We start from the raw sequence: 22,304 nt of genomic DNA on the forward strand, positions 1-22,304 counted from the left end.
CGCTCAAGGCAGAATTGGGGCTCCGCTCTCTCTCAGCCACTTCGCATGCCACAGCCGCATCCGTTCGATCTGGTAATCAGGCGCAATCCGCAACGGGTCGCCAATCACCAACGGTGACCAAACCCCCGGTTTCGCCTGTGGCCAGATGGGCAATGCAGGTCCGTTGGGATTGCCGGTGGCAATGAAATTGTACCAGTAACCGCGCATGATTTCGCCTACCATGCGGTCATTCGCATCGGCCGGTTCCGTCAGGCTGTAGAGATAGCTCATGTCCGCACAGTGCGGAGCGCCGGGCATCTCCCCCCGCGACGCAGCGGGCAGATAGTCGAAATGATAAGCCCATGCCGGGGCCAGACGCGATGCCAAAGAGGGGATGCCGAGCGCAGCCGATGTGAAGATGAAATCGGTCTGCACACGACGAAGAAACTCCTGATCGGAAAGTTCGCCGTCGCGCTCATAAGCAGGGCGCAATGTCTCCAGGTCTATGTCGAAACGACTTTTCAGCACCGACGCGTCAAAGCCCATCAAGCCGAAGACGCTGGCCTCATTGCTTGTGGAGCCGGCGATGAGCGGCACCGGCGCCTGAGCGCCAGTGGCGTAGGCGAGGCCAATCCCGGAAGGGAGGTAATATTCATCGATGATCGCGCCGAAATTGGGCGCTCCTGAATCTCCGGCGAGGACCTGCCCGGCCGTCAGGGCTCGCAACGCGGCCAGTGCTGCGGCACCTTCACCCTCCACGCCCACACGTCCCGCAAACGCCACGCCTTCGCGTTCTGCGCGAGCGAGTGGACGCGTGGCGTTGAACAGGCCGCCGCCGGAATGGACCGCCGCGCGGGCGAACAATCCGCGGGCGCGTGGCGACACCATCAGGGAATTGACGCTGGAGCCGCCTGCCGAGCAACCCTGAATGGTAATCCGGTCCGGGTCGCCGCCAAATGCCGCAATGTTACGCTTCACCCATTGCAAGGCCGCGATCTGATCAGTGAGCCAGAAATTGCCGGTCCCGCGTCCGGCCTCTGCCGTCAGTGCAGGATGCGCGAAGAAGCCCATCCTGCCGAGCCGATAATTCGGAGCAACCAGTATCACTCCGCGTTGCAGCAGCGAAGTGATGTCCTTGTGCGCGACATATCGATTCGATCCGACGAAAAATGCCCCGCCATGAATCGAAAACAGCACGGGCAGGCCCTTGGCCTTCCGGTCCGGCGTGACGATGTTGAGGGTCAGGCAATCTTCATTCTGATTCTGCGGCGAATGGGCATCGACGATGGGCTGAATACATGCCGGCCCAAAGTCCGTGGCATCCCGCACCCCTTGCCATGGTGTGGCCGGCTGCGCGTCTTTCCAGCGCAGGGCACCCACCGGAGGCGCGGCATAGGGAATGCCTCGAAAAGCAGCACCATCGCCGATTGCCTCGCCGCGCAATGCACCGAGATCGCTCTTCACTACGAGATCGGTGGCAAAGCCCGGGCTCACGATGCCCAACACGCCCAGACAGGCCAACACGCCTTTACGCACAGTTCGCCTGCCCACTTTGCCCATTTCCCTCTCCCCATCTTTTCGAGTAGCCGATAACCTGTCTGGCAAGACCCTATCCAAAATTGATCTCGAATGCAAAATTACTTGCCTTTCTCATCAACGCATCCCTATGGATGCAAGGCAAGCGAGGGAGAGCGTGGGTGAGTAACGACAGCGAAGCCGAACTGCTGATGGAATGGATGGAAGGGGACGTTGTCCTCCTGACCATGAATTGCCCGCGCGCACGCAACACCGTGTCCTTCGAGATGTGGGAACAATTTTCCGCCGCACTCGACACGATAGAGAATGGCACACCGCCGCGTGCAGTGGTCCTGTGCGGGGCCGAAGGTCATTTCAGCAACGGTGGCGATGTGAAGAAGGGCCCTGCCCGCGGTGAAGGCGCACTCGCATTGGCGAAACGGCTGGAAATGGGGCAACGGATCATCGCCCGCCTGCGTGCCCTGCCCTGCCCCACCATTGCGGCCATCGAAGGGGGAGCCCATGGCATCGCATGGAGCCTGGCACTCGCGTGCGATATGGTTCTGTGCGCCCGCGAAGTGAAGTTTTCCGCGCCGTTCATTTCCTTCGGCCTCGTACCCGATGGGGGATCGTCATGGTTCCTCGGCCAGCACCTCGGACGTCAACGCGCGGCGGAGTTGTTCTTTTCAGGCAGGACGATGGACGCTTCCGAAGCATTCGATCTCGGCCTTGTCAGCAGGCTGGTCGATCCGGGGAACGCCATCGCGGAAGCCATCGCATTCGGCCGATCAATCGAAAATCGCCACGCTGCGGAACTGACCAAGCGCCTCCTGCACTTATCCGAAAGCGCCGACCTTGCCGCCTGCCACGCGCTCGAACTCGTCTATTGCCACAGTGCGCAAGGGGGTGACGAAGTGAAGCGCGCCCGTGAAGCCGTATTCGCCCGCGCCGCGGCCAAGAAAGCCGCGAAGAGCTAGAAGGAGCGGAATGATGCAGTTCGACATGCGCAAACTGCCGTTGGCGGGCCGCTACAAGCTCCTCAATTCGACAGTCACCCCGCGGCCCATAGCGTGGATCACGACCGTGTCGTCAGATGGCGTCGTCAATGCCGCGCCTTACAGTTTCTTCAATGTTGCCGGGGTGGAGCCCCCGCTTGTAATGCTGGGCCTGCTCAAGGACATGCGCACGCGCGAGCTCAAGAATACCGCATCCAATATCATCGCCACGGGCGAATTCGTAGTCAATCTGGTGAGCGAGAACGATGCGGAGAAAATGAACCTGTGCAGTGTCGAGGCTCCTGCCGACGTGAGCGAGGTCGACTATGCCGGCCTCGATACCGCCCCTTCCGAAATCGTCGTACCTCCACGGATCGCCTCCAGCCCGGTCAGTTTTGAATGCCGGAAAGTTGCCGCACTCGATATCGGTAGCCTGCAGACCGTGATGATCGGCGAAATTCTGATGACGCACATTGCGGACGAGTTCATCACCAACCCTGAAAAATTCTATCTCGACACTCCGGCCATGCAATTGATCGGGCGGACCCATGGTGCCGGCTGGTACGCACGCGGATCCGACCAGTTCCAGTTGGACCGGCCTCTCTACGACCCGGACTGGCAGACAAAAGGCGAGGGCTGACGCAAAATGGCTGGCGACTGCACTACAATCGTCGTGACCTGTGCCAGCGGTGTCATGGAAATCGTGCTGGATCGGCCCGATCTGCTGAATTCCATCAACACGGCCATGCGGGCGGAACTGTCCCGCGCATTCGCGCAGGCCGAAACGGATCGCACCATCCGCTGCGTCTTACTGACCGGAAACGGCCGGGCCTTCTGCGCCGGGCAGGACCTCGGTGAGCGCAAGCCCCTGCCTGACGGGCAGAAATATGATCTCAGCCTGGCTCTGGAAGGCGAATACAACCCGCTTCTTCGCCAGATCACGAACCTGCCCAAACCGGTTGTCTGTGCCGTCAACGGAGTAGCGGCGGGTGCAGGTGTCAGCCTGGCGTTGGCGGCCGATATAACTTTCGCGGCCCGGTCCGCCCGCTTCGTCCTGTCGTTCGCCAATATCGGCCTTGGGCCCGATTGCGGGGCCAGTTGGTTGCTACCCCGGCTGATCGGTCCACAACGGGCGGCGGGTTTCGCCATGAGTGGCGATCCCGTTTCCGCTACTCAGGCAGAAGCATGGGGCATGATCTGGCGCTGTATCCCGGATGAAGAGCTGATCCCATCCGCCCGCAGCTTCGCCCGGCAACTTGCCGTCAAGGGTCCGTTGGCGCTGGCCGCCACCAAGCGAGCCCTGGCCGCCAGCTGGCACAACACTTTTTCCGCCCAGCTCGACCTCGAACGCGATAGCCAGCAGGCACTCGGCTACAGTGATGATTATACTGAGGGTGTCGCAGCCTTTCGCGACAAGCGCATGGCCCGTTTTGGCGGTCGCTGACCGCATTAATCCGCCGGACTAGTCGCCAATTGCGGCTGCAGAGAAAACCGTTTGACCCCGAGCCACAGTCTCGTCATATCTGCACTCAAATGCATAATTGAGAGAGGATAAACGCAACTATGCGCGCAGCTGTTCAACCGGTGCCAGACCACGTTCCGCAAGAGCTGGTCAGTTCGTTCAACCTGTTCACCGGACCGGGGATGGAGCCTGCCCCGATGGGTGATCCCCATGCGGCGATCGAAACGCTTCTGGCCGGCCCTCCAGTCTTCTTCGCGCCGGGCAATACCCGCAACGGCGAGGGCACCTGGGTCGTCGTGCGGGCCGAAGATCAACGCCGTGTGTTGCAGGACGGCGAGACCTTTTCCAGCAATCGAAATATCTTCGCTTCGGCGCTGGGCGAAAGCTGGCCGATGATCCCGCTGGAAATCGACCCGCCAGAACACAGCAAATGGCGGTCATTGCTCAACCCCCTGCTCTCTCCCCGCAGAGTAATCGGTCTGGAACCGATTGTGCGCGAACGCGCGATCTCGCTGATCGAGGCGATGAAGAGCCGCGGAACCGACGCCGATGTCATGAAGGACTTCTGCCTGCCGTTCGCCGTTTCGATCTTCCTCCAGTTCCTCGGTATCGGATCTGAACGACTGGAAGAATTCGTGGGCTGGGCCACCGATCTGCTTCATGGCACGCCCGCCCAGCGCACGGAAGCCGCGCGAACCGTCGTATCGTTCCTTGATGAATTGCGCGATCTGCGCCGGCAGGAGCCGACTGATGATTTCATGAGCTTCGTCACTCAGGCCAGGATCGAAGGTGAAAGCCTGAGCGACATGGAAGTGCGGGGCATGAGCGTCCTGCTGTTCATTGCCGGGCTGGATACCGTGGCCGCGGCACTCGGGTTCGATTTCTATTATCTGGCCCAGCATGCCGACCAACAGGAACTGCTGCGTACCGACCCCAAACGCATCCAGCTGGCGGCGGAAGAAATGCTGCGCGCATTTCCCTCCGTCACGCCCGTGCGGCGCGCCACACGCGATGTTGAGCTGCAGGGGATAACCATCCGCAAGGGCGATCTGGTGGCTTGCCCGTCCATGACAGCTAACCGCGACCCGGCCGAATTTCCCGATGCAGGCAAGATCGTGCTGAATCGCGAAGACAACAGGCATGTGGCATTCGCTTATGGCCCTCACCGCTGTCTCGGCTCCCATCTTGCGCGGCGAGAGATCGTCATCGGGCTGGAGGAATTTCTGGCAAGGATTCCGACGTTCCGGATCAAACCCGGCACTGCCCCAATCACGCACGGCGGCTTCGTCTTCGGCGTCGACAATCTGCAACTCGATTGGTCCGAACAGGAGAAGGCACAATGAAGGTAAAAGTCGATGCCGCGAAATGTCAGGGCAATGCCCGGTGCTGGACCTGGGCCCCGAACCTGTTCGAACTCAATGATGAAGGCTATCTCGATCCAGGCGACGTCAACGTACCTGAAGGGGAAGAGGAAAATGCCCGCCGGGCGGTCAAATCATGCCCGGAACGCGCATTGACGCTGGAGGAATGATCCGCTGCGGACGTCCACCGCAACGCCGGGACGCCTGCTAAATCTCGACGATCACTTTACCGTGCGCCTTGCGATCCATCAGATGACGGATTGCAAGGCCACCCTCAGCCAAGGTGAAACGCCTGTCGATCAAGGGGGTCAGCTTTCCCTCCTCATGCCATTGGAACAACTGCTCCATATTCGCGCGATGGCGATCCGGCTCCCGTCGGGTGAAAGCCCCCCAGAAAACGCCGACGAGAGAAGCGCTCTTCACCAGCGCAAGATTGAATGGCAGCGACGGAATCTCTCCAGCGGCGAAGCCGATCACAAGATGGCGCCCATTCGGAGCAAGCGAACGGAACGCCGGCTCCGCCAAGGGGCCGCCAACCGGATCGAAAATCACATCCACACCCTGCCCGGATGTGCAACGGGCAATGCCGGCCCTTAGCTCTTCCTGCCGATAATCAATGGCCGCATCGGCACTGTGCGCGGCCGCAAGGCGGCATTTCTCTGGCGAAGAGGCGGCAGCAATGACCCGCGCGCCCATCGCCTTGCCAACTTCCACTGCCGCAAGGCCGCTTCCCCCGGCAGCACCCAGCACCAGCAGGGTTTCACTAGGCTGCATTCGTCCACGCTGATCCAGTGCATGGATCGCTGTGCCGTAGGCGACGCCAAAGCCCGCCGCAGTTGCCAGATCCATACTCTCCGGCACTTTCGCCGCGCGGGATGCCTCGACCAGCACATATTCGGCCAGACCGCCATAAGTCGTCATGGCAGCGACCCTGTCTCCGACCGACCAGCCATCAACGTCGTCGGCAACGGCGTCGACGATGCCCCCCACTTCACTGCCGGGGCTGAACGGAATATCCGGCTGAACCTGATAGCGTCCGGCAATAATCAGGCTGTCGAGAAAGTTGATCCCGACAGCCCCAACCTTCACCCGCATGGTCCCCGGTTTCAACTGGGGCAGCGCAACATCGCGCAAAACCAGCGCTTCAGGCAGGCCATGCGCTTCACAGACCAGCGCCTTCACAGCCAACGTCTCCGACTACGGTTCAGCAGGACAGTTCCAGCCTGCCGTCGTCGACCAGACGGGGCAGGACTTCCTTTTCGAACAGCAACAGGCTTTTCCACGAAAGTTCCGGATCGAGCCCGCCCAGCAAAGCGTGGAAGTTGATCGCGGTATCGTCCGGCAGGCCGCTCAAATAATCATAGCACTCGCCGGGCGTCACGACCTTGATGTTCGGCATCGCCTTCAGCGCCTCAACTGTCTCGGCCGCCGCATAAAGTGTCTGGCCCGTGCCCCGTTCCGTTGCCCATTGGGCATAGGTGTTGGTCGCATAGGCCACATGGGGCGCGACGAGCGGCCAATCCCGCTCCGGGTCGTCAGTAACGTAAAGAAAGCTGGCTGCTGTCTTCTTGTACTGTTCGGGCGGCGGGAAACCGGCTTTTTCGCGTTCTTCCTTGTAGAGCTCGAACAGATCCGGATGGCCGGGAAAATACTGGTAGCCCCGCTTCGCAGCACGAATGGCCGATTTGTCGGTCGAGCCGCCCATGTAGATTTTAGGGCCACCTTCCTGCACCGGTTTCGGCGTGACCCGGACTGTGCGGCCTTCGAATTCGAATGGCTCGCCCGTCCATGCCTTGGCCAGTGTGTCCAGGGCGTGATTCATGATGGCCAGGCGTTTCTTGATATCGAGCCCGAACATCTCGAATTCATGCGGACGATAACCCATTCCCGCGGTCAGCCAGACACGCCCATTCGAAATGTTGTCCAGTACGGCCAGATCTTCCGCCAGCCGCAACGGATGGTGCATGGTGACGACCAGGGCAGAAAGATGGGCCACGATATTCTTCGTCGACCCGAGAATCGATGCGGCCTGGATCATCGAAGACGGGCAATAGCCATGCTCCGCCCCGTGGTGTTCGGCCAGAAACACCTGGCGAAACCCCAGTTTGTCAGCCCATTGCGATTGTTCGATGGCGGTACGGTAGAGTTCGGGAAACGGCGCCCCGAACTCCGGGCTGTTCATATCATATCGCAGGTTGAGCTCCACGGCTCTCTCTCCAGTTGCAAAGTTGTCAGGCGTTGACCTTGGATGCGATCCGTCCGGTCACATCGTCGGGCTGAACGGCCACGCGCCGCTCTATCAGGCCATCGATAGCGGCATCGTCGTAGCCGGCTTCCTTCAGGATCGCGCGTGTATGTTCGCCAAGGCGCGGCGCCGATCCAGCTGCGCGACCAGGCGTCTTGGACAGCCAGTTGAACAGCCCCACCTGCCGCACATGGCCGTACATTGAATCGAAATTCTCGAGGACGCGCCCGGTCTTCAATGCCCAGTCTTCCCAGAGGGCTTCGTCGATCCAGGCCGTTTCGCATACGATTTCAGCCGGTGCGCCTGCCGCATCCAATGCCGCGAAGGCGTCCGCACTGCTGCGTGCGGCGAACCAGTCGTCCAGCATGGCTTTCAGTTCACCATCCCTGCCACTGCGCGCGCGGGCATCGGCGAAGGCGGGATCTTCCGCCAGGCTGGGCTGACCGATCGCATGACAGAGTGCGGCGAACCGGCGATCGCTGCGGCAACAGATGCATATCCAGCCATCGCTCGTCCGGTAGATACGATCGAGAGCGTTGAAGCCCTGCTGCTGTTTGTCCAGCCGCATCCCGTAAACCGGCTTCATCTCGCTATCCAGAAAATGCTCGGAAGTGGTCCAGAGACTCGAATGGAGTTGAGGACATTCGAGATATTCCGCCCCGCCGCCTCTGCGCGAGCGATTTTCCAGCGCCATCAAAACTGCTGCCGCGCCAAGGAAGCCATTGTTGTAGTCTTCGTTTCCGAACACGGAGCGGTTGGGCGTATTCCCTTCGCCACCACCTTCATACAGGAGGCCGGTCCAGCCACTGACGAGTGGCGCGAAGCTCTTGTTCAGAGCTTTCGGTCCTGCAGAACCGTATCCCGGCAGATAGAGGTACAGCAGGTCGGGATTGAGCGCCTTGAGCCTCTCATACCCGATTCCGAGCTTGTCCGCCTTGCCTGGGCGCAGGTTATGCAGAACGACATCGGCAGTGGCGACCAGCTTGTGTGCGGCCTCCAATGCTTCGGGCACTTTCAAATTCAGCGCGAGGTCGCGCTTGCCCCGCTGAGCCGCGTCGAACACGTCTGGCAGAGGACGCATCTGGTCGCCCGACAGTGTCTCGACCTTGATGACGTCCGCGCCGAGATCGTTGAGGATACGACCACCATATCCCACCGCGAAGAACGACGAAAAGTCGACGATCCGCACGCCCTCCAATGGACGCTGCAATGTGCCCTTCGCTTGCGGAGCCTGCCGCTCGGGCCGGGCGATGAGATCTGTCAGTGCGACATTATCGGCGCCTATCGCCGGGGCCGGGCGCGGATTGTCGATCGGGGTCTGTGCGAACCGGACTGCAGGCGCCGCCTGATAGATCGTGCCGAAATCCGCATCCGGCACGGCAATGCGCATCTTTGCAAATTCAACCTGTTCATCGAGAAGGACTTCCGCCGGCTCGAGAACCGGCAACGCAGCCACGTCGGCAGCAATGAAATCCGCAATCCATTCATCGCGCGGGCGTGTCCTGAACGCATCGATGATTTCGACGCGTGCGCAACGATATTCGTCTTCATCCAGCGGCACAGCCATTTCAGGCCCGTCGATCTTGCGTATACGATCGCCGAAACCGAGAATGTCCATTGCCGGCTTGAACCCGCCCGAGCCGGTGTGGATCTGCAGGAACAGGCCGTCGGCACACTCGAACATTCCGGTAACCAGGCGGACATTGCCGAAGCGGTCCAACGCCCCGCTGTCGCCCTTCTTGATGTACGAAAGCCCGTCTTCCTGCCACCAGTGGTTCATGCAGGACTGGGCGAACATGGCATCCAGCAGGGACGCGTCGACCTGTTGCCCGGCCCCGATCACCCGGCGTGCACGCAACGCAGCCAACGTGCTGATGGCGCCAAGGAAGGCCTGTCCATAATGCAGGGCCGGATGGCCGAGATACATCGGGCCGCTGCGGTGAGAGCTCCCCTTGTCGACCATCGTACCCATCAATGCCGCGGCCAGCGATTCCCCATATGGCCTTCCGGAAAACGGTGTGTCGCTGCCATAGGCCGACAAGGAACAGGAAACGAGCGCCGGGAACTGCGCGTCGAGAGCTGGTGCATCCAGCCCCAATGCCTTGGTTTCTTCAGGCTGCAGGGCATGGATGAATATGTCGGCCCGTTTCAACAACGCATGCAACGTGGCCCTGTTCGTCGGATCGATAATATCCAGTTCGATGCTGCGCTTGCCGCGATCCCACCCCTTGCGCGAGAGATCATGAGCGAAACAGGCCCCGCCTGCGGGTTCAAGCTTGATAACTTCGGCACCATGGTCGGCAAGCAGCATGCCCATGATGGAACCGGGCATCACGTCAGCGGCTTCGATCACCACCAGATGGTCCAGCGGACCTGCCATATTCACTCTCCCGTTCTCAAGGACAGATGCATTTCGATTGCCTGGGGCATATGCCACTGCCGCCGCATGTCGATCAACAATTTTATACCATAGGTCAATTTTTATCTTATGCAGACTGGGCTGCTTCCATGCCTTCGATACTCTTGCGAAGGCGCGGCAAAGCCAATCGCATCGTAACGAACGCGATAGCCGATCCGGTCACGACGACAGTCGCCAGCGAGTAGCCGATCAGTGCCTCGTCCCCGAATACGAAGTCCGTCAATGCGCCGACAATTGCCGGTCCGGCGCCGAAGCCGACAATGTTCGTGATGAGCAGGAAGATACCGAGCAACCTGCCTCTCAACTCGCTTGAGGCGAGCATCGCGACCAGGGCCGAACAATAGACGATGTAGGGAACGGTAATCAGCTGGATCAGCGCATAGAGGCCAAGGAAGAGATAGACGTTCGACACGAAGAACGCGCAAACTATCGCGGGGGAAAGAGCAAGAATCAGCCAGCTGTAAAAGCGCAAATGGGCATCCTTCATGCCTCTGGCGAACAGAAAGTCGACTGCCCGGCCCAAGGCCACCAGCGATATCGCACCGAACACGTTCATCAGGCTCAGCGCGGGCCCGTACTGTTGCGGTTCCCAGTGGAAATGGCGGTCGATATAAGTCGGCACCCAGGAAGTCATCGAGTACCCGACGACAGCAAGCGACGTGAACGCCACGGCCATCATCACGAGCAGGCCGGTATGCTCGCGCAGGAATTCAGGCAACGTCACAGCACTCGTTCCGGCGGCATTGCTCCTCACACCATGGCGTCCGGGCTCCGGAAACGTATATGCCAGCAGCGCGAAGACGAACCCCGGAACGCCGATCATGGCGAAGGTGATCTGCCACCCTTCCGCCCGCCCCAGTATCGGCCAGTCGATATGGGCGAATGTGGTCGCAAATCCGATCAGGATGCCACCGATCCCGAACGCAACCGCCGAACCAAACTTGCCCGCTGTCTGAAACAGCGACGTCGCAAATGTCACGCGATCACGGGGAAATGCATCGGCGATCAACGAATATGCCGCCGGCAGCAGGGCTGCTTCTCCTATGCCCACGCCGATACGGCAGGCGATAAGCATCGGGAACGATTGCGCGAAAGCGCAGGCCAGCGTCGCAAGGCTCCAGATGGATACGCCAATGTAGATGACCAGCCGGCGAGACATGCGATCAGTCGCCCAGCCCAGCGGGATGGCGAAAATGGCATAAGAGATGGCAAAGGCCGGACCAAGAACCAGACTCATTTCGAAGTCGCCCAGTTCCAGCGTTTCCTTGATCGGTTCGACCATCATCGAGATGATCAGACGATCCAGCCACGCCAGAACATAAATGGCGAACAGGGCACCGACCATGAAATATGCCGTCCCGATCGATGGGCGTTTGTGCCCTGTCTGCGGCTGCATAGGCCGATCCCTCTCCCAAAAGCCCGGTTTCGGGCTATCGCAACGGCAGCAACCATCTGGCGCAACCGCAATTTCGATTCTGGCTAAATCAATTGGATAATATGGGTGGATGAATTCAGTTGCAATCGAAAAACCGCTTGTGGCAAAAACCGCGCCATGACGTCGACCCCCCAACGCCTAGATTCTCCGACCCACATCAAGCGGACCGCCATGCGCCTCTATGCGGAGCGCGGTGTCGACGGTGTGACCGTGCGCGAGATTGCCAAAGCAGCCGGTCAGAAGAACCATGGCGCGGTCGGATACCACTTCGGCAGCAAGGAAGCGCTGGTAAAGGAAATCATCGCAGACGGTGCGCGAATCATCGACGAACGCCGCTGCCGATTGCTCGATGAAGCGGAGGCCAATAACGGCCCTCGATCGATCGACGAAGTCATGGATATTCTCATCTACCCGGCACTGGATCCGTTCGAAGACGGCACCGACGACTGCTACATGCGCTTCACCGCGATTCTCAACATGACGCATCGCAAGCTGTTCATCAGCGCAATCGGCAACCAGTGGAACAAGGGCTATCAGCGCTGCCTTGCGCACTTGAGGCGGCTGATGCCGAACATGCCCGCATCGATCAAGAATCAGCGACTGATGTTCGTCGGCGGCTACCTGTCGATGATGCTCGCGCTGCGGCAGACCGCCCTGTCGGACACCACGCGGGAGCATTCAACCTGGCCTTCACCGGAAACGCTACGTCACATCGCCTATACCGCAGCAGCTATCCTGAAAGCGCCGCACGATGAAGAGGCGCTGGCAAGACTGCCCGCCGGTGTGCCGGAGGAAAGCAGCCTGTTTGCCACAGGCTAACCCTTCCCCGAATAAGATGCGGTAATCGCACCTAGCCCTTGTTGGCCTTTGCCATTTCCTTAGCCCCCATGTCGGCAATCAGACTTCCCGTCATCAGCTGATTGTGGGCATGGGCGAGGTGATGCATGTTGAATTGCGCGTCCATTGCCTGGCGTTTTCCACGCAGGTCTTCGACATTGTTGATCGCCTGCTTGGTCAGCATCACGCCAAAGGGCGGACGGCTCGCCAGTTCCTGCGCGATCTGCGCGACTTCGTCACGCAGCACTTCGAGCGGCACGATCATGTTGACCATGCCCAGCGCATATGCCCGCTCCACCGGCATCCGCCGCCCCAGCAGCAGCAATTCGCGAGCGACACGGGGCGGCAGCTCGAATGCATGCGCAAAATATTCTACGCCCGGAATGCCCATACGAACGACAGGGTCCTGGAAGAACGCATTGTCCGCAGCAATAATCAGGTCGCACACCCATGCCAGCATCAAGCCGCCGGCAATGCATCCACCCTGCACCATCGCCACCATGGGTTTGGGGATTTCCTGCCACCGGCGGCACAGCCCCAGATAGGCATCCTGCTCGAGCACGTACTGCAGTTCCGCCCCCGGAAGGTCGAGGTGGCTGGGCCACAGCAGCTTGCGGTCGCGTGGAAGATGCTTGTCCTTCTCGGGCGAGCCAAGGTCGTGCCCGGCTGAAAAATGTTTCCCTTCGCCCCCCAGTACGATGCACTTGACCTCGACATCGTCGACCGCACGGCGGAACAGGTCATCCAACTCGTTAAGCAGCCGATAATTCTGGGAATTCATGACCTCCGGACGGTTCAGCATGATCCACGCGACGCCATCGTCCACCCGATAACTCACAAATTGCGGACTCTCCGAATTTGCCGCGCTGCCAACCGTCATCATGCATTCCTTCGTCCGCCGGGCGATGATTTCGCACCCCTAAAAAACTGCACTCGCGACTACATGATTTTACCCCCTAGTGCAATTTTTATTTGACAGAAGCGGTACGCTTCCTATTCCACAAGATAGCCGGTCACGGCGTCGCGGCTGCCGCGGCAAGGATATGAAATTTGGGGAATCCCGGAGTAAACACATGGCGCTGGACGAGCAGCAATTCAGGCAGCAGGCACAGGACTGGCTGACAGAGAATTTCCCGCCTTCACTGCGTGGCGGCAGGTTCATCATGCCACACACCCAGGAGGAAGGATCATCCCCATCCGCAGATTATCTGCTGTGGAAACAACGTATGGCCGCCAAGGGCTGGTCGGTGCCGACATGGCCGAGCGAGTACGGCGGCGGCGGGTTGTCGATTCGCCAGGCGGAAATCCTGGCAGAAGAAATGACACGCGCCGGGGCATTCAATCCGATTGGCGGACTGGGGATCATGATGCTCGGCCCGACGCTGCTCGAATACGGCAACGACGAACAAAAGGCACGCCATATTCCGCCGATTGTGCGGGGAGAAGTCGAATGGTGCCAGGGCTTCTCCGAACCCGGAGCGGGATCGGATCTGGCTGCCCTGCGGACACGCTGCGAAGACAAGGGCGATCACTTCCTGATCAATGGGCAGAAGATCTGGACATCGTTTGCCCATGTCTCGGACTGGTGTTTCTGCCTCGTGCGGACGGATACGAGCGTAAAGCAGGCCGGCATTTCATTTCTGCTGATCGACATGAAAACGCCCGGCGTCGAAGCGCGGCCCATCGAACTGATCAATGGCGTGTCGCACTTTTGCGAGACATTTTTCACCGACGTGAAAGTTCCGAAGGAAAACCTCGTCGGCAGAGTCAATCAGGGTTGGGAAATCGCGAAGCGGCTCTTGCAACATGAACGCAGCGGTCTTTCGTCGCAGCGCAATGTCGCCAATGTCGAGCAGGGCCTGCCCCATCTCGCGCGTGAATATGTCGGAACCGATGATGCTGGCCGCATCGCCGATGCTGACCTGCGGACGCGAATTGTGCAGCACATGATGCGGCAGGAAGCCTACGGCCTGGCGCTCAAACACCGCAACGCCGAAATCGAAGCGGGACAGGACGGTACTGCGCCCATGTCTTCGCTGAAGAACCTTGGTGCCGGCGTCGCTCAGGAACTGAATGAGCTCGCAGTGGAAATTCTCGGTCACGCAGGGACCGGGAACAGGGGGCCCGGTTTCAGCAATACCGAATTGGAGCTGACCAGCGGCTGGCTCTATTCGAAATGCTTCTCGATCTACGGGGGCAGCCACGAAATCCAGAACAATATCCTGGCGAAGCGCGAACTAGGCCTGCCGGGCGCATGAAGATCGGAACCCCCAGATGATCGTCCTGTCTGAAGAAGACGTCATGTTGAAAGACATGGCGAATGGTTGGACCGCCGACCGGGCGCCAGTGCCAGCCCTGCGCGCGTTGCGGGGCCAGCTTGCCGATACCGGCTTCGACCCTGCCCTGTACGCGGAAATGGCTGAGATGGGCTGGCCAGCGATTCTGATACCCGAAGAATTCGGCGGGGTCGGCATGAATCGCGTCAGCCTGGGGCTCATCGCGGAAGAACTGGGCCGCAATCTGGTCGGTTCTCCGCTGGTGTGGTCTGCCGCCGGCGCCGTCAGCGCGCTTACTCTGGGCACCAATCAGGCTGCCAAGGAGGCCTTGCTACCGCAGATTGCGAATGGTTCTTTGGCCGCCGCACTGGCAATCGACGACGAGAATCATCACCGTCCGCACACCATTTCCACCACCGCGCAAAAATATGAGAGCGGTTGGGTTCTCTCGGGCGCCAAGCGAGCCGTTCCCGATGCCACGGGCGTTGGATTGCTCGTAATCGCCGCCCAGCTGGAAGACACATCGCCTGCGCTGTTCAGTTGTCCTGTGGATACAGCGGGTGTCACTCTGACATCGCTGGACCGGATCGATTCACGCGGGGCGGCCGATATCGTTCTCGACAACGTTTCACTCGGGCCGGATGCATTGCTCGGCCAAGGTCAGGATTACCTCGACACCGTGCTGGATTCCGTCCGTGCCATTCTGGCCGCGGAAATGCTGGGCGGCACTGCCCAGGCCTTCGAAACGACCGTCGAATACATGAAAACGCGCATTCAGTTCGACCAGCCGATCGGATCGTTTCAGGCATTGCAACATCGAGCCGCCGACATGCTTGGCGAAATCGTACTGGCGCGGGCTGCGGTTTACGGCGCGTTGCAGGCGATCGATGCAGGCGATGCCGATGCGTCGCGCCAGGTTTCTCTGGCCAAGGCGATCGCGGGGGACTGCTTCCGGACGATGGCACGGGAAATGATCCAGATTCACGGCGGCATCGGGATGACTGACGAACACGACGCGGGCCTTTATCTCAAGCGCGCGCATGTATTGGATCACACGTTAGGCAATGCCGCGTTCCATCGTGAACGCTATGCTCGCATGCTCGATATTTGAAAAAGACGGAGAATAGGAATGCAGCTGGACGATTCGATCGCTGCGGTGATTACCGGCGGAGCCTCGGGACTGGGGGAGGCGACAGCCCGCGCCCTGGCCACAGAGGGCGTAAAAGTCGCCCTGTTCGATATGAACGCCGAGCGCGGCGAAGCCGTAGCGAGGGAACTGGGCGGCGTGTTTTGCGAAGCCAATGTGACATCCGATGACCAGATCGACGCCGCATTTGCCAAAGCCCGCGCAGCCCATGGTCAGGAACGCATTCTCGTTAATTGCGCAGGCACCGGACGTTCTGTCAAAACCGCGAGCCGCAATCGCGAAACCGGGGAGATCGCTCATTTCCCGCTCGAATTGTTCGAACAACTGGTCCAGATAAATCTCATCGGGACCTTCCGTTGCATTGCCAAGAGTGCAGCCGGAATGCTCACTCTCGATCCCATGGAAGATGGCGAACGCGGGTGCATCGTCAATACCGCCAGCGCGGCGGCAGAAGATGGCCAGGTAGGCCAAGCCGCCTATTCCGCCTCAAAAGCCGGTATCGTCGGCATGACATTGCCGATTGCACGCGACCTGATGAACGACGGCATTCGCGTCAACACGATCCTGCCCGGCATTTTCGATACGCCTTTGATGAGCCGGGCGCCTGACAAGGTGAAGGAAGCCCTGGCCGCATCGGTGCCCTTTCCCAAGCGCTTCGGCAAGGCGCAGGAATACGCAGGCCTCGCCATGGAACTCATCCGCAACAGCTACATGAACGGCGAGGATATCCGCCTCGACGGTGCAATCAGGATGCCCCCCCGTTGATCCCATAGCCCGGCCATCGCGAGGGACCTTCCAATTTTGCACCAGGTTGTGGCAATGAGGATAACTTTCCCAATCTAAGGAGCGTTCCAACCCGATGTCGCAATCACCAGCCTCCCGCGCCGACACTGCCAAGGGCAAGGAACGAAGCGGCTACGCCAGTCCCTCGATCAAGGCCCGCAGGCTTCGCATCCTGTCCGAAACCCGCAAGATCATCAGCGAGCAAGGAATAGCCGGCGTAGCGATGGAGGATGTGGCGCAACGTGCGGGTGTCGCCAAGCGTACAATCTACAACGCTTTCCAGAGCAAGGAACGGATGATCGCGGCAGCGATCCAGCAATACTTCGACGAATATGCGGAACATCTGACCTACCACACCGAAGAGGCTACCGTCGATTGGATGATCGAACGTCTCGCGGTGGTGGCGCGGCGAAATCTCAAGATCCGCAACTACAGCCGCGCGTTGATGAACATCTACTTCACGCATGAGGTCGATCCGGAAATCCAGCAGGCAATTTATGCCATCGCTGCCGATTCGCACGAGCCTTGGGTCCGCAATCTGCACAGCAAACGGCAATTGCAGCCCTGGATCGACCCCGACGAGCTTATCATGGCGCTGGTGGCGTTGCGGTATTCGATCGCCTTTTCCTGGGTGGAAGGGCAGATTCCCGACGATCAGTTCATCATCGTCCTGACCCGCTCCTTCCTCGTGCATATGGCTGGGGCAACCCGCGGGATGGCGCGAAAGGCAATCGACCAGCGTCTCTCAAACCTTGAGGAAAACCCTTACATCCTAGGCACGCAATAGCGCGCCGCCTGAACGGCCCCCTCTCAGTCTATGCGCGTCCAGATGCCTTTGGTCTGAAGATAGCCGTCAATCATTTCGAAGCTGCCTTCGCGGCCGAAGCCGGATTGTTTGTAGCCGCCGAAGGGCACCGCTGGATCCATCGCCTGGTAATGATTGATCCAGACAGAACCGACACGCAATCGCTTGGCGGCCCGGTTCGCGCGCGTGATGTCCTGCGTCCACACCCCGGCCGCCAGGCCAAAGGTGCTGTCGTTGGCCAGCCGCATCACTTCATCGAAATCGTCGAAGGGAATTGCGCAGACGACCGGGCCAAAAATTTCCTCCCGTGCGATGCGCATGTCGTTGGTGACATCGGCGAATACAGTTGGCGGTACAAACCAGCCATTGCCCAATTCGCCGTCGGTCAAACGCGTCCCGCCCGAAACCAGTCGCGCACCTTCTTCCTGCCCGATCCGGATATAATCCAGCACGCGGTTCATCTGTCTTTCGGAAACCAACGGTCCGATCTGTGTGCCAGGATCGCATGACGGGCCGATCTTCATGTTGCGCCCGAATTCGGCAACACGTTCGACAAACTCTTCGTATATCGGCCGCTCGACGAATAGCCGGGTGCCTGCGCTGCACACCTGCCCACTGTTATTGAATACGCCCATGGCGGAAAATTGCACGGCGCGATCCATATTCGCATCCGCAAAGACGATGTTGGGCGATTTACCGCCCAGCTCCATCGTCACCTTTTTCGTCGTGGCCGCGGAAGCACGAATGATGCTCTGGCCCGTCGCGCACGACCCGGTGAACGTGATCTTGTCGACGCCGGGGTGTGCAGCAATCGCAGCGCCTACATCCCCAAATCCGCTGACGACATTGACCACTCCTTTTGGAATACCTGCCTCCAGACACAGCTCAGCAAACCGCAAGGGCGTGATAGTGCCAAGCTCCGACGGCTTGAGCACGACAGTGCAGCCGACCGCCAGGGCCGGAGCGCATTTCCATGCGGCTGTGAAAATCGGGCCGTTCCAGGGCACGATCACGCCAACCACCCCCACGGGTTCGCGCACGCTGTAAGCCTGCATCGGGATTGGAAAGCTGTCAGCGAAGCTCTGGCCGGTGACTGCGGTGGCCGCTCCGGCAAAATAACGCAGCAGCCGCACGACCATGCTGCGAATGGCCAACGAGGAGGTAATCGGCCGCCCCATTTCCATGGTGTCGATCCGGGCGAGTTCGTCCCATTCCGCATCGATCAGGTCTGCGAGCTTCAACAGCGCCGCCTGACGCTCCGCAGGCGTGAAGTGGCTCCATTCACCTTCGAAAGCTGCCCGGGCCGCGGCAACTGCACGATCGACATCCTCAGTCCCGGCCATGGCGACTTCCGCCAGGACTTCGCCGGTCGAAGGATCATGAGTCAGAAACGTCTCGCCGGAGGCAGCCGGAACATGCTCCCCGTCGATCAGCAGTTGCTTGACCGTTCCATCAAGGAAAGCGGGGCGGGAGGGCTTGGTCATCATCGAACTCCGTGGGAAATATCAAAGCTCAGGCCGCGTTTTCACTCGCCTGCATCAAATGCCGCATTTGTGCGCGGCCCAAAGCGAACAGGGCAATGACTACAGCCAGCATTACGGTGATGAGCACCATCAGCGACAGGCCGAGCTTCATCGGATCACCGAACACGCTGTCAGTCAGCCAGCCGACCAGCGCAGGGCCTATCGCCATTCCGATCAGGCCAGTTACCAGCACGTAAACCGCAGAAGCACGGCCACGCAGCGCCTGCGGCGTCACGACCTGCACTGAAGCCGGCCCCATGGATGCGGTTGAGAGAATGAACGCCATATAAAAGCCGAACATTACCGCCGCCAGCACCGGACTAGGCACCAGCAGTGTCGCAATCCCGCAAGGTATCGCCAATGCAGCCGTAAAAATGCACCATACGAGATGGGCATCGTGCCGCCCGCGCTTGTAGAGCGTATCGACAATCCAGCCATGAAGCGGAAGTGTCGCCGCGCCCAGGATCTGCGCCACGCCGAGCGCAAATCCGATCTCCTTCGGGCTCCATCCGTGAACTCTGGTGAAAAAAGCCGGAAGCCAGAGCTGCAACGCAATGGTCGAGGTGTACGCCAGACCGAAGCCCAGCAGGATCGCGGTATAAATCTTCCAATGCGCACGCATGAACCGCAAGGCCGCCCCATAGCCATTGCCGCCCTGGCTGGCAGGAGCATGCCGTCGTGGCGGTTCACGGAACAGGAATACCAGAAAAGCCATGAGCACGCCGGGCAGTCCCGTGGCGATAAAGGCCTGCTGCCATGGCGCGAACAGGCTCATGCCGGGCCAATGCGCAACCGCGCCGTTCAGCACGGCTTCGACCAGCGGTCCTCCCAACAGGAAGACGATTCCGGCCCCCATCACGCCCCCCATGACGAAAATCGACATGGCAAAAGACACCCGCTGGGGCGGGAAACTGTCCCCTACGATCGAATAGGCACCGGTGGAAAAACCCGCTTCTCCCGCGCCGACCATCGAACGCATGACAGCCAGCCCGGCAAATGTCGCCACCAGTCCGCACCCTGCCGCGCCAAGGCTCCAGATCGCCACGCAGCCGAACAGGACCCAGCGGCGGCTGTACCGGTCGAGCAACAAGCCGACCGGAATAGCGCAAATGCAATACAGCACGGCAAAGGCCGCACCTTGCAGCAAGCTGATTTCAAAATCACCCAGCCCGGTATCGGCCTTGATCGGTTCCACCAGCAAGGCGATCAGGTAACGGTCCGCCAGCGAACGGATATAGAGAATGAAAAGAATGCCTACCGTCAGCCATTGCATGAATGGCGACGGATAGGACTGTTCAATCCGCGGCTGCGCCGCCGTGGCAGCGTCGCTCACTTCGCATCCTTCGTTGCCCGAGCACGCTGGCGAATGTAATGGCGCAACCCTTCGAGCTGCTCATCCGACAAGTTGCCGAACGCCCCCATCCCGCGCGACATCAGCATGCCGTCATGAACCACCTGGCGGAATACGTCTGCGTCCAGCGGCACCGACGAGGCGCGTAGATCCGGCGCAGCGCCACCAGCGACAATTCCGGGGCCGTGACAGATAATGCAGCTCTGGTTGTAAACGCCCGCCCCGATTTCCGCTTTGGCGGCGTCGATCACGAACGCGGGATCGTCAACAACTTCGACCGGAACCTTCGTGAACGGCGGCAATGAGGCCTTGCCATCCAGTGTGAAAGTCAGCACCCGCCGCTGTTGCTGGCGATAGGGCCAGATCGGATTGCTGGGATAGCTGGAACGGAAGCTGGCAATCACAGTGACATACTGCTTGCCATTGACGCTGTAGGAGATGGGTGAACCGAGAACGCCATTCTGTGCGTCGAAGGCCCAGACCTTCTCCCCCTTGTCGGCAGTATAGGCCACGACTTCGCCCGACACCTGCCCCTGGAACACCAGATTGCCCGCCGTGCTGAGCACGCCGCCGCCGAACATGTCCGGCTCCGGCTGCGACCAGACTTCCTTGCCTGCCACAGGGTCCCAGGCAACCAGTTTGCCAATGCCTGGCGGCGGGGGCGGAAGATCGGCCGGAATCGCACCCAGGCCGGTGTTCACCATCATGCCGTGTTTGACCTTGAAATCCTTGATGTTCGGCGGGTCGATATGCCAGCGTCCGCCCTCCATGACCGGAATGTAAGTCAAACCCGTCTTCGGGCTGTGCGACATCGCCTGAACACCGTGAGCACCATAGGGGAACGGATAGAGCAGGAACGGCTTCCCGTCGGGATAACGCGCGGCAGGGTTCTCGACCGGGCGCCCCGTATCCATGTCGATCTTGTCGGCCCAGTTCACCGGGCCGAATTTCTCGGCGGAGAGAAGCTTCCCGTCCTTGCGGTCGATCACATAGTAGAAGCCGTTCTTCGGCGCGTGCAGCAATACGTCATGCTGCTTCCCGTCGATGGTGAGCTGCGTCAGCTCGATGTCCATCGCATCGTTGAAATCCCACGTGACACCGGGATTGGTCTGGTAATGCCAGATATATTCGCCTGTCTTCGCGTCCAGAGCGACAATGGAAGCGAGAAACAGGTTGTCGCCGCCTTCCGGGCTCCGAATCTTGTGGTTCCAGGGGAAGCCATTACCGGTGCCCAGATAGACGCGATCATATTTCGGATCGTAGGCCATGGCGTGCCAGACGGTGCCGCCGCCGCCATATTTCCACCATTCGCCGGTCCAGGTCTTGGCGGCCATTTCCATAGCCTTGTCTTCAAAACCATCCGCCGGATTGCCGGGCACTGTAAAGAAGCGCCAGGCCTTCTTGCCCGTGTCTATGTTGTAGGCGGTAACGTAACCGCGCGTCGTATCGTAGTCGGCGCCGCCGAAGCCGATGATGACATTGTCACCGGCAACATAGGGGACACCCGTGATATATCCGTTGGGTGCCTGATCGAGCGTCTGGACCGACCAGACCTGCTTGCCCGTCTTGGCATCGACTGCGATCAGGCGTCCCTCACGCGTGGCGACGAAGACCTTGCCGCGCGCATAACCGATACCGCGCACAGCCCAGCCTGCGCGAACCGCGACCTTGGCTTCGGGTTGAGACGCCACATCGGGATCGAAGGTCCACAATTCCTTGCCCGTGGTCGCATCCAGCGCGGTGAGCACGCTCATCCCGGCGGCATAGTAAAGCACGCCACCGATCTCGAGCGGAGTGGTGTAGGCATCATGCGCGTCGATGTCGTGGTACCAGGCCAGGCTCAGCTTCCCGACGTTGCCAGCATTGATCTGGTCGAGCGGGCTGTAATGCAGCTGGTTATCGTCACCACCATAGGTGAACCAGTCACGGCCGAATTCCACGTCATCGTGCGTTCCTTGCCCTGCACAACTGACAGTCAATGAAACCAGCGCAAACGCACCCACGATTTGCGCGAAACGGTTCTTTATCACGGCCATGACTCTCCCACCCACTCAGCTTTAGCCTTGTGCGATATCGCACATTGACATATTTGCACGGTGGTGCAGATTTCATATGGTGTCAAGCAGTCAAAGATGCTTCAACGCATTTGCCGCGGGGCAAACCGCCAACCG

19 protein-coding genes are annotated in these 22,304 nt (G+C 60.0%); 10 read left to right on the plus strand and 9 right to left on the minus strand.

Annotated elements, in window-relative coordinates; genetic code table 11:
• Nucleotides 1–3: 3 nt before the first annotated feature.
• The gene (locus MB02_RS09960) at nucleotides 4–1,539 is read right to left on the minus strand and encodes a carboxylesterase/lipase family protein (RefSeq protein WP_082826103.1); all 1,536 of its coding nucleotides are present in this window, start codon (nucleotides 1,537–1,539) and stop codon (nucleotides 4–6) included.
• Between the two features lie 137 nt (nucleotides 1,540–1,676).
• On the opposite strand from MB02_RS09960, the gene MB02_RS09965 reads away from it, so the two are divergent.
• From MB02_RS09965 to MB02_RS09985, 5 genes are all read left to right on the plus strand, one after another.
• A complete protein-coding gene (locus tag MB02_RS09965) occupies nucleotides 1,677–2,471 on the plus strand; it encodes an enoyl-CoA hydratase/isomerase family protein (RefSeq protein ID WP_067536512.1) in 795 nt (264 codons plus the stop codon).
• A 13-nt stretch (nucleotides 2,472–2,484) separates the two neighbouring features.
• Nucleotides 2,485–3,129 carry a flavin reductase family protein gene (locus MB02_RS09970; RefSeq protein ID WP_067537273.1) on the plus strand — a complete coding sequence of 215 codons (645 nt, stop codon included), beginning with the start codon at nucleotides 2,485–2,487 and terminating at the stop codon, nucleotides 3,127–3,129.
• A gap of 6 nt (nucleotides 3,130–3,135) precedes the next feature.
• A complete protein-coding gene (locus MB02_RS09975) occupies nucleotides 3,136–3,933 on the plus strand; it encodes an enoyl-CoA hydratase-related protein (protein ID WP_067536516.1) in 798 nt (265 codons plus the stop codon).
• 119 nt (nucleotides 3,934–4,052) lie between these two features.
• Nucleotides 4,053–5,294 (plus strand): cytochrome P450, encoded by a 1,242-nt coding sequence (locus MB02_RS09980; RefSeq protein ID WP_067536519.1) that lies wholly within the window; start codon nucleotides 4,053–4,055, stop codon nucleotides 5,292–5,294.
• Complete coding sequence (locus MB02_RS09985; protein ID WP_067536522.1) at nucleotides 5,291–5,482, plus strand: ferredoxin; 192 nt, start codon at nucleotides 5,291–5,293, stop codon at nucleotides 5,480–5,482. The genes MB02_RS09980 and MB02_RS09985 overlap by 4 nt, the downstream gene beginning before the upstream one ends.
• Nucleotides 5,483–5,519: 37 nt before the next feature.
• Here MB02_RS09985 and MB02_RS09990 read toward each other — a convergent pair whose 3' ends face one another.
• The 4 genes from MB02_RS09990 to MB02_RS10005 form a co-directional block, all read right to left on the minus strand.
• On the minus strand, nucleotides 5,520–6,494 hold the full coding sequence (locus MB02_RS09990; RefSeq protein ID WP_067536526.1) for an NADPH:quinone oxidoreductase family protein: 975 nt from the start codon (nucleotides 6,492–6,494) through the stop codon (nucleotides 5,520–5,522).
• A gap of 22 nt (nucleotides 6,495–6,516) precedes the next feature.
• Nucleotides 6,517–7,518 (minus strand): LLM class flavin-dependent oxidoreductase, encoded by a 1,002-nt coding sequence (locus MB02_RS09995; RefSeq protein WP_067536529.1) that lies wholly within the window; start codon nucleotides 7,516–7,518, stop codon nucleotides 6,517–6,519.
• A 25-nt stretch (nucleotides 7,519–7,543) separates the two neighbouring features.
• Nucleotides 7,544–9,937 (minus strand): CaiB/BaiF CoA-transferase family protein, encoded by a 2,394-nt coding sequence (locus MB02_RS10000; protein ID WP_067536533.1) that lies wholly within the window; start codon nucleotides 9,935–9,937, stop codon nucleotides 7,544–7,546.
• A gap of 106 nt (nucleotides 9,938–10,043) precedes the next feature.
• Nucleotides 10,044–11,372, minus strand: a complete 1,329-nt coding sequence (locus MB02_RS10005; protein WP_067536536.1) for an MFS transporter — start codon at nucleotides 11,370–11,372, stop codon at nucleotides 10,044–10,046.
• Between the two features lie 156 nt (nucleotides 11,373–11,528).
• Here MB02_RS10005 and MB02_RS10010 point away from each other — a divergent pair, with 156 nt between their 5' ends.
• Nucleotides 11,529–12,230 carry a TetR/AcrR family transcriptional regulator gene (locus MB02_RS10010; RefSeq protein WP_082826129.1) on the plus strand — a complete coding sequence of 234 codons (702 nt, stop codon included), beginning with the start codon at nucleotides 11,529–11,531 and terminating at the stop codon, nucleotides 12,228–12,230.
• A 31-nt stretch (nucleotides 12,231–12,261) separates the two neighbouring features.
• On the opposite strand, the gene MB02_RS10015 is transcribed toward MB02_RS10010, so the two are convergent.
• Entirely contained in the window at nucleotides 12,262–13,128 is an 867-nt protein-coding gene (locus tag MB02_RS10015; protein ID WP_067537276.1) for an enoyl-CoA hydratase, read from the minus strand.
• A gap of 193 nt (nucleotides 13,129–13,321) precedes the next feature.
• Here MB02_RS10015 and MB02_RS10020 point away from each other — a divergent pair, with 193 nt between their 5' ends.
• The 4 genes from MB02_RS10020 (at nucleotide 13,322) to MB02_RS10035 (ending at nucleotide 17,241) form a co-directional block, all read left to right on the plus strand.
• Nucleotides 13,322–14,506 carry an acyl-CoA dehydrogenase family protein gene (locus tag MB02_RS10020; RefSeq protein ID WP_082826104.1) on the plus strand — a complete coding sequence of 395 codons (1,185 nt, stop codon included), beginning with the start codon at nucleotides 13,322–13,324 and terminating at the stop codon, nucleotides 14,504–14,506.
• Between the two features lie 16 nt (nucleotides 14,507–14,522).
• Nucleotides 14,523–15,635, plus strand: a complete 1,113-nt coding sequence (locus tag MB02_RS10025) for an acyl-CoA dehydrogenase family protein (RefSeq protein ID WP_067536545.1) — start codon at nucleotides 14,523–14,525, stop codon at nucleotides 15,633–15,635.
• Between the two features lie 18 nt (nucleotides 15,636–15,653).
• Nucleotides 15,654–16,436 carry an SDR family NAD(P)-dependent oxidoreductase gene (locus tag MB02_RS10030; RefSeq protein WP_067536548.1) on the plus strand — a complete coding sequence of 261 codons (783 nt, stop codon included), beginning with the start codon at nucleotides 15,654–15,656 and terminating at the stop codon, nucleotides 16,434–16,436.
• 94 nt (nucleotides 16,437–16,530) lie between these two features.
• Nucleotides 16,531–17,241 carry a TetR/AcrR family transcriptional regulator gene (locus MB02_RS10035; protein ID WP_067536552.1) on the plus strand — a complete coding sequence of 237 codons (711 nt, stop codon included), beginning with the start codon at nucleotides 16,531–16,533 and terminating at the stop codon, nucleotides 17,239–17,241.
• 23 nt (nucleotides 17,242–17,264) lie between these two features.
• On the opposite strand, the gene MB02_RS10040 is transcribed toward MB02_RS10035, so the two are convergent.
• The 3 genes from MB02_RS10040 to MB02_RS10050 are packed head-to-tail and all read right to left on the minus strand — an operon-like array spanning nucleotide 17,265 to nucleotide 22,169.
• Nucleotides 17,265–18,746, minus strand: a complete 1,482-nt coding sequence (locus MB02_RS10040; protein ID WP_235829481.1) for an aldehyde dehydrogenase family protein — start codon at nucleotides 18,744–18,746, stop codon at nucleotides 17,265–17,267.
• Between the two features lie 25 nt (nucleotides 18,747–18,771).
• A complete protein-coding gene (locus tag MB02_RS10045) occupies nucleotides 18,772–20,115 on the minus strand; it encodes a spinster family MFS transporter (protein WP_235829482.1) in 1,344 nt (447 codons plus the stop codon).
• Nucleotides 20,112–22,169, minus strand: coding sequence for a PQQ-dependent dehydrogenase, methanol/ethanol family (locus MB02_RS10050; RefSeq protein WP_067536555.1), 2,058 nt, complete (start codon nucleotides 22,167–22,169; stop codon nucleotides 20,112–20,114). Before MB02_RS10050 ends, MB02_RS10045 begins: the two co-directional genes overlap by 4 nt.
• Between the last annotated feature and the right edge of the window lie 135 nt (nucleotides 22,170–22,304).

This window comes from Croceicoccus estronivorus (assembly GCF_001625325.1).
Taxonomy (GTDB): domain Bacteria; phylum Pseudomonadota; class Alphaproteobacteria; order Sphingomonadales; family Sphingomonadaceae; genus Caenibius; species Caenibius estronivorus.